Raw genomic sequence first — 13,713 nt, 5'->3', positions numbered from 1 at the left:
TATGTTATTTTTTTGTTGGACTGTAGGTGTCCAAGCCTGCATCAAATGCATCAAATAGTGCCTTTAGTTCTTGTGCTTTTTCCGGAAATTCATGTATAACATTCGTTCGTTCACTTGGATCATAGGAAACATTAAATAACTCTTTTGCGGCTTCGTACGGTTTGCCGGAATTATTATTCACACCAGCTGGAAGTTCTCTGTATTTCCAGCTTCCTTTTCTTACGGCTTCTACTTTTCCGTGATTCACCAGATAAATGGGCCTGTGGTCTGCTGTTATATTTTCCGATTCAGAAGTCAGCAAACCAGCAATAGATTGTCCGTCTAATATTCGGGATGCCGGAACAGAAGCTCCTGTCCATTCTGCCAATGTAGGTAAGATATCGACATTGCTGATTGCATTACGGAGCGTGAGTCCTTCGGGTGTGTGGTTCTTCCAGTATGTAATAAACGGGACACGTACACCACCCTCATAAGTTTGTGCTTTTGATCCTCTGAATACTCCGGCTGTACCTACATGCCAGTTTTTGGTTTTATGATCGCCGCTCATACGGACAGGATATTCGATCCAGGGACCATTATCACTGGAAAACATAAAGATGGTATTGTCTGCAAGTCCCTGTTCTTCCAGACTGGCCCACATGATCGCGAGTTGTCTGTCCAGATCTTCCAGCACAGCGCCCAGCGGACCAGCAAAATGCAGGTCTTTCATACGGCCTGATTCCGCTGAAAAGGCAACCGGAAGGTGCGGCATATTATGTGCATAATAAAGAAAAAAAGGCTCGCCTTTCTTTTGCTGGCGAATATACTGCGTCACTTCTTCTGTATAAATACGGCTAAGGGCAGAATCTGCAGGCCGGCTTACGACTGGCGTCTGATTTCTGAATATTTTAATGGTGTTATCGGTTTTGACATAAGGATCTCGGTAGTCATGACTGTAAAGCATGCCATAGAAATAGTCAAAGCCCTGTTTGTTAGGTAAGTATTCTCCATGATCACCAAGATGCCATTTACCTATCAAAGCTGTATGATATCCTTTTTCTTTTAGCATTTCTGCAATGGTCACTTCCTGAGCCGGCAGGCCGTTTTTGGCGCCAGGACCTATAGGATCAGGCAGGTTATAACGGGAGGCATATCGTCCGGTCAGCAGTGATGCACGGGAAGGTGTACAGGATGGACTCGTTACCATATAATCTGTAGCCCGCACTCCTTTGGAAGCCATTTTATCTAAAAAAGGAGTCGCAATACTCGGATTTCCGTAACAACCCAGATCTGAATAGCCCAGATCATCCGTCAGAACAAAAATAATATTAGGTTTTTGTTGTGCATATCCAGCTATAGAAATCAGACATAGTAGATATAAAAGTATAGGTTTGAGATTCATGTGCTAAAAATATAGAATAAATTATTAAAATCAGAAACAGACAGCTTAATGCTTTTTTAGGTAAACCAATAGCAGCATTATAATGCTGCAGCTATCAATTCTAATTGTTCATTAGCTTTTAAAGAAATAGTGTACGTATTCTTTTCTTTTACAAGAGATTTGCCGTTTTTTTCTTTTAAATCTTCTGCGGATCTGATATGTAATATTCCGGTATGATTTGCTTTGATCTTTACGGATTTTAAGTGACCATGTTCTTTACGGGCACTAATAACAAATCCTCCTTCAGTAAGTAGATTGGTAAAGGAAACATCTGTCCATGATGCCGGGACAGCGGGAAATATTTCTATATAGCCGGACTTGCTTTGTAGCAGCAGTTCATGTATACCCTGTGCAAACGCAAAATTGCCTTCCAGTGTAAAAGGTCTGTATGTAAATCCTGAATATTGTCCGCCCTTTTGATCTCCATTGAGATGAAAAGAATTTGTTGAGCAAAAATTACCTGCAAATTTCTGAAGATTGCTTACGGCCTTATCTGCCTCTTTGGCTCTGGCATGGAGACATGCCATCCAGCTAAAAGAGTAACCTACCCATGCACGCGTACCCAATTTTTCCAGATGTCTCAATGAATTAAGAATGACCGGAGCATCCTTGGAATTATTAATATCCAGCCTTGCCAGCGGATAAATAGCCATATAGGGGGACATATGCCTGTGAGAATGTTCCATACGTACATCCGGCGCCATTAGCATCCCGCTTTCATCTACTGCATAATCAGGTAATTGCGAAGCAATCTTCGTCCATTCCGCAACCTCATTCTGATGCCCTGCAGCAGCACTTACTTCTGCTGCTGCATCAAACAGAAAATGTGCTAATCCCAAATCAAAATTGGTCCAGTCTTTAAACCATGCGTTTATACTGTTATCATTATATTCCGGACTGGAACTTAAAGGTAAATAACGCTTTTCTTCCCGTAGTTCTGTAATATTTTTCAGATAAGTAGCCGCTGCAATAATATATGGATAGGCTCTTTCTTTTAAAAAAGTATCATCCATACTATATTTCCACTGCCAGTAAAAATGCTGAGCAGTCCATGCACTTACAGTAGGAGAGAGCGAATATTGTATCCATCCGCCCATAGGCAAACCATTTAGAGTAAGTACACCCGGAATATTTAATCCTTCTACTCCAAAGTAATGTTTAGTGTAATCCATATTAACCTCCCGAATACGCCAGAGCCAGTCCGTATAGGTCGAAGCTTCAGCCAGCCTGTTACCGGTATAAGCCGGCCAATAGCTGAGTTGCGTATTCAGGTCATTGTGAAAATCACCTTTCCACGGTGGAAGACCTCCGTTATCGGCTGTCCATACAGCCTGTAAAGTTATGGCCGGAGCATCTTTACGGGCGACTGCACCAAGTTTGTACATGTCCAGATAATACTGACGCTGCAATAAGGTGTCAGGGAGGGAAACGGAAGACATATTCCAGTAATTATCCCACCAGGTAAGATGGCTCTTTTGTAAAGCCTGCTGAGATTTTTCATTCATCTTTTTGGAGATGTCTGCCTTTTGGTTCTTGCTTACAGTCCACATACCGATCAGTTTATCCTTTCCGGATCTTCTCCATTCCAGCTCTACTTCATAAAAATTATTTTCATAAGTTGGCTGATGAAGCAGTTGTTGCTGTGCAGAATTCTTTAATACACCCTGCTTATAACCTAATCTGGCTAAATGCTGTCCTTCTACAACACTTGCCTGAGTTGTGCCGTTTCCTTTTGCTTCATACTGATGTGGCAGTAATCGGGGAATCAGACTTTCTATCTGCTCTGCCCGTATTTCAAAATAACCAACCTGCTCGGTTGCGTGTATGTAACACTTGAACGTGTTTCCGTTATCAAATACAATTGTGTTTTCTGCTCTCCGGATATCCAGTGTATTGCTGATTACTTTGCCCAATACCGAAAGATCAAAAGACATCGCTGCTGCAGGTAGCTTGGTAGGATAGGGAGATGCGTCATAGGGAGCATCTCCCCATTGCTGTACCGTTTCATAAGTTTTACTATTTACATGTTGTTGTACCCAACTGAAATTATGCTGTTCCCATTCAAAGGCTTTTCGTTCATCCCAGAGATCTGCACGATCCAGAGATAAGCGAAGGGTATTATCCTTTTGCCATATCAGAGCTCCTAACATACCATTTCCCAGCGGAATAGCCTCGTCCCATCTTGTGGCGAAGTGATCAGACTGCAGATTATATTCCTTCATGTTTTGCGCAGACAATTGCAGCACAGCATTAATCGTCACATACAACAGGATAGATTTCTTTATATTCATAATTGATAAGGGGTAGAATTTATAAAGTTAAAGCTTTGTAATAGTAAGAATTACACTTATTTTAACCATTATAGCAACTAAATTGACATTTTTCAAGCTGTTTTAATGAATGTTTAATATTTCCTAATCGGCTAATTAAGTTGTAGATATGGTTAATTTCGGTTTACTAAGGTTGAGTGCAATCTCTTATCTTTATAGATTCAATCTATCTTAAATTATTATAAACCTTATGAATTCTAACCGAAGAGATTTTATCAAACTCGCCGGACTTTCCAGTCTAAGTGTACTCAGCAGTAGCCTGTTGGTGCAAGCCAATACCTCTTTACCTGCAACCAGTGAAAATAACAAGTTGGCAGGAATCAAAACATTTAATATGTGTGGTTTCCAGGCTCCTAAACTTGAAAAAGTAAGAGTTGGCTTTATAGGTGTGGGCAATCGCGGTTCAGGTGCGGTATATCGGATGAACCATATCGATGGCGTGGAAATAAAAGCCATCAGTGATATTCGTAGAAAAGTAGCGGAACGTTCACTTAAAAACGTATCAGGCCCTGCACCTGATATATATGCAGACAAGGAAGATGAATGGAAGAAACTTTGTGACCGTAAAGATATTGACCTTGTGTATATCTGTACACCCTGGCATTTGCATACACCTATGGCTGTATACGCAATGAAAGCCGGGAAGCATGTCGCTATAGAAGTCCCGGCTGCCACAACAGTTGAAGAGTGCTGGCAGTTGGTCGAAACTTCCGAAGCAACAAAAAAGCACTGTATGATGCTTGAAAATTGTTGCTATGATTTCTTCGAATTGATGACACTCAATATGGCGAGACAAGGTGTGTTTGGTGAAATATTACATGGTGAAGGCGCATATATCCATGATCTTCTGGATAGCAATTTTGGCAAGGATTCTTATTATGATATGTGGCGCCTGAAAGAAAACTTCCGTAATGGTAATCTATATCCTACACATGGCCTGGGACCTGTATGTCAGATCATGGATATTAATCGTGGCGATCAGATGGATTATCTGACTTCTGTTTCTACTAATGATTTCAGTATGTCTGCCCGCGCAAAGGAATTAGCGGCCAAAGACGAGTTTTATAAGCAGTTTGCGAATAAGCAATTCAGAGGGAATATGAATACCACTACAGTCCGTACCCATAAGGGCAGGACTATTATGTTGCAACACGATGTCTCAAGTCCTCGTCCGTATTCCCGTATTCATGCTATAAGTGGTACAAAAGGATATGCACAGAAATGGCCTGAACCGGGGAAAATTGCCTTTGGACATGACTGGATTTCTGCAGATGAAATGAAGAAACTAGAACAGCAGTATACTCCTGAAATTGTATTAAAAGTAGGAGAGATGGCTAAGAAAGTCGGTGGTCATGGTGGTATGGATTTTATGATGGACTGGAGACTGATCGATTGCCTGAGAAACGGACTTGCATTGGATCAGGATGTATATGATGCTGCACTTTGGAGTGTCATCGGACCACTGAGTGAAAAATCTGTCAAAAACAGATCAAATTCAGTAGATATACCAGACTTTACAAAAGGAGCCTGGAAGACTAATCAACCGGTAGAACTCACCCTGAAAGGTGGAGGAACTACAGCAGTTAAGGGCAAATAATAAATATCATGAAATCCCGGAAGTTCTTCCGGGATTTCATGATTATACACATCTGTACGTATGGCACATTCTTATTTAAAGGCATTAATTTATCTGTTTGTATCTGCATCCACTCTTGTCGCAGAGGGACAACAAGAAAAACCAAATATCATTTATATCTATGCAGACGATCTGGGATATGGTGAAATAGGAGCTTACGGGCAAAAGCTTATACAGACTCCTCATCTGGACCGCATGGCTAATGAAGGAATGAAGTTTACACAGCATTATACTTCTTCTCCGGTATGCGCACCTGCCAGAGGTATGCTCCTGACGGGGAAGCACGGCGGACATGCTTATATTCGCGGCAATTATGAAATGGGTGGATTTACAGATGATACAGAAGGCGGACAGATGCCACTACCGGAAGGAACCTTTACGATACCCCTAATGTTAAAAAATGCCGGCTATGCAACAGGTATTATAGGTAAGTGGGGCCTGGGAATGATAAATACTACAGGAGATCCTAATAAGCAGGGATTTGATTATGCATACGGATATCTGGATCAGAAACAGGCGCACAATTATTATCCGACCCACCTCTGGGAAAACGGGAAATGGGATACCTTACGAAATAAAGAAGTTAATATGCATATGCGGATTAATCCGCAGACAGCTACTGAGGCTGACTTTCAGAAATACGAAGGACTTGATTATGCACCTGAGAAGATAACGGAAAAAGCTTTGGCATTTATAGATCAGCATCAGCATAAACCTTTTTTTCTCTATCTGCCCTATACTATCCCTCATGTCGGTCTTCAGGCTCCTCAGGAATGGGTAGAAAAATATATAGGTAAATTCAAAGAAGAAAAACCATACTATGGAGAACAAGGCTACAACCCTTCCAGATATCCGTTGTCGACCTATGCCGCTATGATCAGTTATCTGGATGCACAGGTAGGACTTGTAATGGACAAAATCAAAGATCTGGGACTGGACGGGAATACCATTATTATGTTTTCCAGTGACAACGGGGCGACCTTTAACGGAGGTGTTCAGGCCAAATATTTCAACAGCTTAAGAAATCTCCGGGGATATAAAATGGATCTTTTCGAAGGAGGCATACGAGAGCCTTTTATTGTCAGGTGGCCCGGTAAAATAAAAGCAGGTACACAAAGTGACCTTATTTCCGTGCAGTACGATATGATGGCCACATTTGCTGAATTGGCGCAGACTCAAACTAACGATACCGACGGAATTTCATTATTGCCCACACTAACAGGGCAAACAGCGAAGCAGCAACAACGGGAATATATCTATTTCGAGTATCCTGAAAAAGGAGGACAGGTAGCTGTCAGAATGGGACAATGGAAGGCTGTACGTATTGATGTGAAGAAAGATAAAAATAGTCCGTGGATGTTGTTTAATTTGATAGAAGATCCTTCAGAACAGCGTAATGTTGCACTGCAACATCCGGATATTATAAAAAGAATGGATGAAATCCAGCAGTGGGAGCATCAGAATTCACACATTCTGGAATGGGAATTTTTGAATAATAAAATGAAAAAGTAGTGCTGTTGTAGTTGCCGACTATCTCTTCGTCTGCTACTACAATACTGATATAGCCGTAATTTGTTTTCTGAATAGGGCCGGAGACATACCGTATTCATTTTTAAATGCGACAGAGAAGGAGGAAGGTGTTGCATACCCGATCTGATAGGCAATTTCTTTAAGGGAATAGTCCTGCTGTTCAATAAGGTTACGGGCTTTTTCCATACGCACGGTGTTGGCATATTCAAAAATACCTTTACCATATAACTGTTTGAAACCCTTTTTTAGTTTGAATTCATTTATAGCAAACTTTCTGGAAAGAAACGTAATCGTAAAAAATTGTTCAGAATTGAGGAATATAAATTCCTCTACCTTTTGTAAAATATGAATATCCTCTTTTCTCCATATAAGGATTGAGCTTTCAGGTACCACAGTCTCATATTCTCCAATCTTAAAAAGAATACTCAGCAGATACAGGATCTTGCTTTTTATAAAATAAAATCTGCTTACCCCGGTCAGTTCACAATTACGTATTTCGTCGAGTATAGAAATGGTCTCCTTACTAAGTGGAATACCCCTGTCAAAGAGTATAGCGTATTGGTTTTCATTTATCTTGCGGACAAATTCCATTAGTGCCGGATTTGCATTGGCCCATTCGTTAAAAAAGGAAAAAGATACATATATATCCAGGTTATGATAAGCGATGTCTTTTTTAAATTCTATCTGAACCTTAGATTCAGGAGGAGTGTAATAAATATAACTATGGAAAGGCAAATACACGTTAGGGTGAGTATTGATTATATCCTGCACAGTGATTGTATTAAATAAAAAACTGATCTCGATATATGAATTTCCTTTCGTTGTAAAATGATGCGTGTAATCATTTTTATAGCTGAAATTGTAATCCCTTACTATAAATTCCTCGCAATCATATATATAACCTGTACTGAATTGCCCCAGATCATTTTCTAAAACTTTAGTCTGATAGTTTTGAAGTGGCTCCTCCGTTTTTGGAAGTGTATCTATTTCGAAGAAATGTATGATCTGAGTTTGCGGATTTTCCATGACTGCAAAAGTCCTCCTGAATTAAAAAGTAATTATACCAACTGCAAAACATCCTTTTAGATCTGAATTATATTTTTGCGCTGTTATCGCAAACTTAATTAAACTAATTCTAAATAAAGAAAAAGATGCAACTTAAATCAACTGTAAAAAACCTGTTCCTGCTTGTTCTTATGTTTCTGCTTATGCCAGCAGAGATATGGGCTCAGGGAGCAGGCCGTATAGAAGGGAAATTGACAAATTCAAAGCAACAGCCGCTGGCAGATGTCGTAATGCTATTAAATAACGGTGTGCAGAGCGCAACTTCGGATGCCGAAGGATATTTTCATTTTGATAATCTTAGGGACGGTCATTATACCATAAAAACCACCTATTTCGATGCTGTAGACGAAAAAAAGGTAGAGATTATAGGAGGGAAAAGTATAAAACTCGATTTTGTACTCGGTCATCAGATCCGTCAGTTAGATTCTGTTTCCATCAGTGTAAACAGAAAATCAATACCTTCTTCTACATTACGTTTATCGGAAAATCTGCTAGTCACACCACAAAATATTGTCGTTATAGATCAGCAGCTTATTTCCGATCAGATTATACTCTCTACTGCTGAAGGTTTTACAAAAAATATAAGCGAAGCCCGGACTATTTATCATCAGGAAGAGGGAAGTGTCGGTATTGCTGTGCGCGGATACACTGCATCCAACCTTAGAAACGGAATGGATGTAAGCGGAAGTTTCGGACCTTTGCGTGAGGACATGGCTTTTGTAGAACGTATTGAATTTGTAAAAGGTCCGGCCGGATTTATGATGGGAAATACACAACCCGGAGGATTTTATAATGTGGTGACCAAGACACCAAAAGGAAATGGTGCAAACTCGGCACAACTAACTTTAGGAAGTTTCGGACTCTACCGGGCGCAGGCGGATATAGACAGTAAGTTATCCAAAGACGGTAAATTTTTAGGACGCTTTAACCTGATGGGAACTAAAAAAGGATCACATATGATGAATGTATCCAATGAACAATTTGTACTGAATCCGTCATTTAAATATATTGCCTCCGACAAAACAGATCTGACAGTCGAATACATTTATTCACAGAACAATTTTACAGGCGGATTTGCCAAATATGCATATGGTCTCAAAGGTTTCAAAGAGCTGCCACGCTCCTTTAATTTTGGCGATCCTATTCTGGATCCAACAGTTGTAAAAGAACATAATATCTTCGGGACGGTCAATCACCTGATATCTGACAATTGGATGCTGACAGCAAAGTTTGGCTATATTAGTTCAGCAATGGAAGGCGAATCCCTTTATGCGAGATACAATACAATAGATAGTACAGGGTCAGTAGATAGAGGATTGAGTGTGAATGATGCCTTGAATACCTCTACTGTAGGGCAGGTATTTACAAAAGGTAAATTTAATATAGGAACTGTGCAGAATAATGTATTAATAGGTCTTGATATGGGAAGCAAGTTTTATGTCGCAGACTGGTCTGAAGTCCCCGGATTAGTAGGAGGTAAATTCAATATCTACAATCCCGTATTCGGAAATCTGACAAAAAGCAATCTGCCATCATATGACAGAAGCAAACCTTTACGGGAAAGGGGTGCTGCAACACTTACTGAATACACTTATTATTCCGTGCATTTTCAGGAAGAAATGCACCTGCTAAAGGACAAACTGAGATTAGGGGCCGGTTTGAGGTATACAACAACCAGTAAAATCAGTAAAGCCTCTGATGGCAAACGGGTTAATAATAATGCCCTCACGCCACGCTTTAGCATTACCGGTATCCTTCGTCCCGATCTGACACTCTATGCACTTTACGATCAGAGTTTTCAGGAACAGGTCGGAACACAGGTAAACGGAGATCCGGCAGATCCTTCAAGAGGAATTAACAAGGAAGCAGGCCTGAAAAAAACCTGGTTTGGCGGTAGTCTGATGACAGGTATCACTGCTTATCATCTCACAAAAACCAATGTACTTACTTCTGCAGGACCCGACAGGCCTAATCTTGTAGAGCAGTCTGGGGAAGCGACATCCAAAGGAATAGAAGTCGATATAAACGGAAAGATAGACAGAGCCTGGAATATTATGCTTAATTATGCTTATACAGATGCGAAGATATCCAAGGATAACGATGCTGCTAAAATAGGGCAGATGCTGTACGGAACAGCACGTCACATTGCCAATAGCTGGCTTACCTATACTGTTCCGGATGGCGGGCTCAGAGGGTTCGGCATTTCTACAGGATTTGAATTACAGACCAAACGTGCAGCATGGCCAGTCACAAAAGAGAAATATCTTCCGGATAATTTTTTCTCAATAGATGCCGGCATGTCTTATAAGAGAGATAACTATAACATCGCTCTTGTGGTTAATAATGTGACCAACAGATATAATTACGTAGGTTTTTATCCGGGAGCCTGGGGATACATGCATTATGGATGGAGAGCTATGCCGCCTACAAATTTCAGATTGAGTCTGGGCTACAGTTTCTAACGGAGACAGACAGCTTAGCAATCATTATGAACGGATTTTTAAAAGATCATGCTGTACAGGCATGGTCTTTTCTTTTTTATACGTAAACAATATTTTACGTTTGTTGCAAACTATTGTTCTTCATTAATCGTACTTACTAATAGATTCTAACATAAAAAAGATGAAAAACTATCTGACTATAACAAAGAGAATAATCGTAACGGCTACTCTCTTGATCTGTATCGGCATCAACAGCAATGCGCAGCAGACCACTACCCGAAATCCGTATTACTCCCGCACAGATACAAAGAAGCTAAATGTCAAAAACTCGGAATGGAAGAAAATTCTGGATCCGAATCTGTATGCCGTAGCAAGGGAAGCGCAGACAGAACGTGCCTTTACCGGTAAATATTATGAGTATGATGTCAAGGGAACCTACTATTGTGCCGTATGTGGTAATCCATTATTTCGTTCTACAGCCAAATTTTCTTCTACTTGCGGATGGCCATCCTTTTATGAGCCTCTCAGAAAAAACAGTGTTATCTATAAACAAGATAACAGTTACAATATGGTACGCACAGAGGTATTATGTGGACGCTGTAATTCGCACCTGGGTCATATATTCGATGACGGACCTCCGCCCACCGGCAAACGGTTTTGTATGAACTCCATATCGCTGGAATTTGAGCCTGATCAAAAAAAATAATAAAAAATAAATCCGCTCCGCTATCGATGTCGTAAATGAGGTAAAGAAAGCAAATAAAAGAATCAATTTTCAAAACAAGACATCATGAGAGCAACATCAAAATTAATCGCCCTGAGTTTATTTTCACTTAGTCTGATTTGCGGAGCAAATGTATCTGCACAACAAAATCAAAAAGAAAAAACAGTAATGGTAGGAGGTGCTCCAATGTATCCATCCAAAAACATTGTAGAGAATGCGGTAAATTCTAAAGACCACACAACATTGGTAGCTGCTGTAAAAGCTGCAGGTCTTGTAGAGACATTGTCTTCAAAAGGACCTTTTACTGTATTCGCTCCTACAAATGAAGCTTTTGCCAAATTACCGGCAGGTACAGTAGAATCTTTGGTGAAACCAGAGAATAAAGCAAAGCTGACAACTATTCTTACCTATCATGTTGTCGCTGGTAAACATGATGCCAAGAGCATTATGAATATGATCAAAGCAGGTGGAGGTAAGGCCAGCGTGGCTACTGTACAGGGTGAAAAAATTACATTCTGGGCAAAAGGAAAAGATCTGTATGTACGGGATATTAAAGGTAACGATGCCAAAGTAACCATAGCAGATGTGAATCAATCAAACGGTACTATTCATGTAATTGATCAAGTACTGATGCCGTAAATAAATAAGGTGAGGTAAATGTGAGGTCGGTATTTACGGCTTTGAACGGAAGTAAACTTAGGTTTACTTCCGTTTCTTTTTTGCAGGGAAGTGCACCTTATATTCTACAGGATTGAGCTGGTCTATGGGTATTTAAAAATAAGTTTTTAAAGCGGAGCGGAGATTGTGCTAAAAAAATTAAGCTATATAATTTCTGAAATTAAGCTGTTAAAAGATAATATCCGGTTACCTGCAAACAATTTCAACATTTTTTATCTTTTTAAGATGATGGAAAACTGACTGAAAAACTATTGTTTTTTTACAGAAACCGGTCTTTTATTTATTGATTTTTAAAGAAATCACAGGATCAAAGATAATATGGTAAAAATCTGGTTTTCAGTATCGGTACCCAATTATTGATGATCAAAAATATTAACTTTAATCCATCAAATACTGCTTAAGGCAGCAACATATTACCAAAAATAAATTAAATGTAAACTAACAAGTATCTTATGTCCCACACATCACAAGAAAATTACAGCTTTTTCAAAGGTGTTAGTCAAAATTTTGATAAAGCAGCTAAATTCACTTCCTTTTCTTCCGGAATACTGGAACAAATCAAAGCTTGTAATTCTATTTTACAGGTCAAGTTTCCGGTTAAGATCGGAGATAAAATTGAAGTAATTGAAGCATATCGTGTTCAGCACTCTCATCACAAGTTGCCTTGTAAAGGTGGAATTCGCTTTAGCATTGAAGTGAATCAGGATGAAGTAATGGCTTTAGCAGCACTGATGACTTACAAATGTGCGATTGTCAATGTACCATTTGGAGGTGGAAAAGGCGGGATAAAGATTGACACCCGGAAATATACTGAATTTGAACTGGAAAAGATCACCCGCCGATATACATCAGAATTGGTGAAAAAGAATTTTATAGGTCCCGGAATAGATGTTCCGGCACCGGATTACGGTACGGGAGCCAGAGAGATGAGCTGGATACTGGATACCTACTCTTCGCTGAATCCTAATGATATCAATGCGCAGGCCTGTGTTACTGGAAAACCTATTTCGCAGGGAGGCGTGAGAGGACGTACAGAAGCAACCGGACTGGGAGTATATTTTGGTGTTCGTGAAGCATGTTCTTTTGCAGAGGATATGGAAAAACTTGGACTCAGCACCGGGATAGCTGGTAAACGGGTTATTGTGCAGGGATTAGGTAATGTGGGTTACCATGCTGCCAAATTTTTTCAGGATGGAGGAGCGCTTATTGTTGGTCTTATTGAATATGAAGGAGCGATATACAATGCGGAGGGTTTCGATGTGGACGCTGTACTTGCACATCGCAAAGCGACAGGTTCTATTCTGAATTATGAGGGAGCACAAAACTTTAAAAATGGAGCTGAAGGATTAGAACAGCCTTGTGATATCCTTATTCCGGCGGCCTTAGAATCTGTTATCCATGAAGGAAATGCGGATCGAATCCAGGCAAAAATAATCGGAGAAGCAGCCAACGGACCGCTAACACCTAAAGCAGATGAAATTCTGAATAGGAAAGGTATCCTGATTATTCCGGATATGTACCTGAATGCCGGAGGTGTAACAGTATCGTATTTTGAATGGCTGAAAAATCTGAGTCATGTGAGATATGGACGTCTTGAAAAACGATTCAGTGAAAATATGTATGCGGAGTTGGTAAATATAATAGAATCTCTGACAAGTAAGAAAGTTTCCGAACTGGAACGTAAGATCATCCTGCGTGGTCCGGACGAAATAGATCTGATCTACTCCGGTCTTGAAGATACCATGATCGGATCGTATCAGGAAATTCGTGAAGTATATAAAAATACAGCAGGCGTAGAGGATCTGCGTACTGCAGCCTTTATATGTGCGATTAATAAAGTCGGTGCAGCATACGAACAATTAGGAATCTTCCCATAAGGGATGATCTCA

General features: G+C 40.1%; 9 protein-coding genes. 6 read left to right on the top strand and 3 right to left on the bottom strand.

Annotated features, from left to right (window positions below; all coding sequences use genetic code 11):
* Positions 1-4: 4 nt before the first annotated feature.
* Together I6J02_RS19105 and I6J02_RS19100 are read right to left on the bottom strand one after the other, a co-directional pair.
* Complete coding sequence (locus I6J02_RS19105; RefSeq protein WP_201679366.1) at positions 5-1,381, bottom strand: sulfatase-like hydrolase/transferase; 1,377 nt, start codon at positions 1,379-1,381, stop codon at positions 5-7.
* A 77-nt stretch (positions 1,382-1,458) separates the two neighbouring features.
* Positions 1,459-3,711: a glycosyl hydrolase family 95 catalytic domain-containing protein gene (locus I6J02_RS19100; RefSeq protein WP_201679365.1), complete on the bottom strand. Its 2,253-nt coding sequence runs from the start codon at positions 3,709-3,711 to the stop codon at positions 1,459-1,461.
* Between the two features lie 229 nt (positions 3,712-3,940).
* Here I6J02_RS19100 and I6J02_RS19095 point away from each other — a divergent pair, with 229 nt between their 5' ends.
* On the top strand, positions 3,941-5,347 hold the full coding sequence (locus I6J02_RS19095; RefSeq protein WP_201679364.1) for a Gfo/Idh/MocA family protein: 1,407 nt from the start codon (positions 3,941-3,943) through the stop codon (positions 5,345-5,347).
* A gap of 60 nt (positions 5,348-5,407) precedes the next feature.
* Positions 5,408-6,898 carry an arylsulfatase gene (locus I6J02_RS19090; RefSeq protein ID WP_201679363.1) on the top strand — a complete coding sequence of 497 codons (1,491 nt, stop codon included), beginning with the start codon at positions 5,408-5,410 and terminating at the stop codon, positions 6,896-6,898.
* Between the two features lie 36 nt (positions 6,899-6,934).
* Here the strand turns inward: I6J02_RS19090 and I6J02_RS19085 are convergent, their stop codons facing one another.
* Positions 6,935-7,942: an AraC family transcriptional regulator gene (locus I6J02_RS19085; RefSeq protein WP_201679362.1), complete on the bottom strand. Its 1,008-nt coding sequence runs from the start codon at positions 7,940-7,942 to the stop codon at positions 6,935-6,937.
* A gap of 125 nt (positions 7,943-8,067) precedes the next feature.
* On the opposite strand from I6J02_RS19085, the gene I6J02_RS19080 reads away from it, so the two are divergent.
* From I6J02_RS19080 to I6J02_RS19065, 4 genes are all read left to right on the top strand, one after another.
* A complete protein-coding gene (locus tag I6J02_RS19080; protein WP_201679361.1) occupies positions 8,068-10,443 on the top strand; it encodes a TonB-dependent receptor in 2,376 nt (791 codons plus the stop codon).
* A 160-nt stretch (positions 10,444-10,603) separates the two neighbouring features.
* Positions 10,604-11,128, top strand: coding sequence for a peptide-methionine (R)-S-oxide reductase MsrB (gene msrB, locus I6J02_RS19075; protein ID WP_201679360.1), 525 nt, complete (start codon positions 10,604-10,606; stop codon positions 11,126-11,128).
* An 84-nt stretch (positions 11,129-11,212) separates the two neighbouring features.
* Complete coding sequence (locus tag I6J02_RS19070; RefSeq protein WP_201679359.1) at positions 11,213-11,785, top strand: fasciclin domain-containing protein; 573 nt, start codon at positions 11,213-11,215, stop codon at positions 11,783-11,785.
* A gap of 491 nt (positions 11,786-12,276) precedes the next feature.
* Positions 12,277-13,701, top strand: a complete 1,425-nt coding sequence (locus I6J02_RS19065; RefSeq protein ID WP_201679358.1) for a Glu/Leu/Phe/Val family dehydrogenase — start codon at positions 12,277-12,279, stop codon at positions 13,699-13,701.
* The last annotated feature ends 12 nt before the right edge of the window (positions 13,702-13,713 follow it).

Source organism: Sphingobacterium spiritivorum (genome assembly GCF_016725325.1).
Lineage (GTDB): Bacteria > Bacteroidota > Bacteroidia > Sphingobacteriales > Sphingobacteriaceae > Sphingobacterium.
Note: the sequence above shows the minus strand (reverse complement) of the source record. Positions and strands in the feature narration are given on the sequence as shown.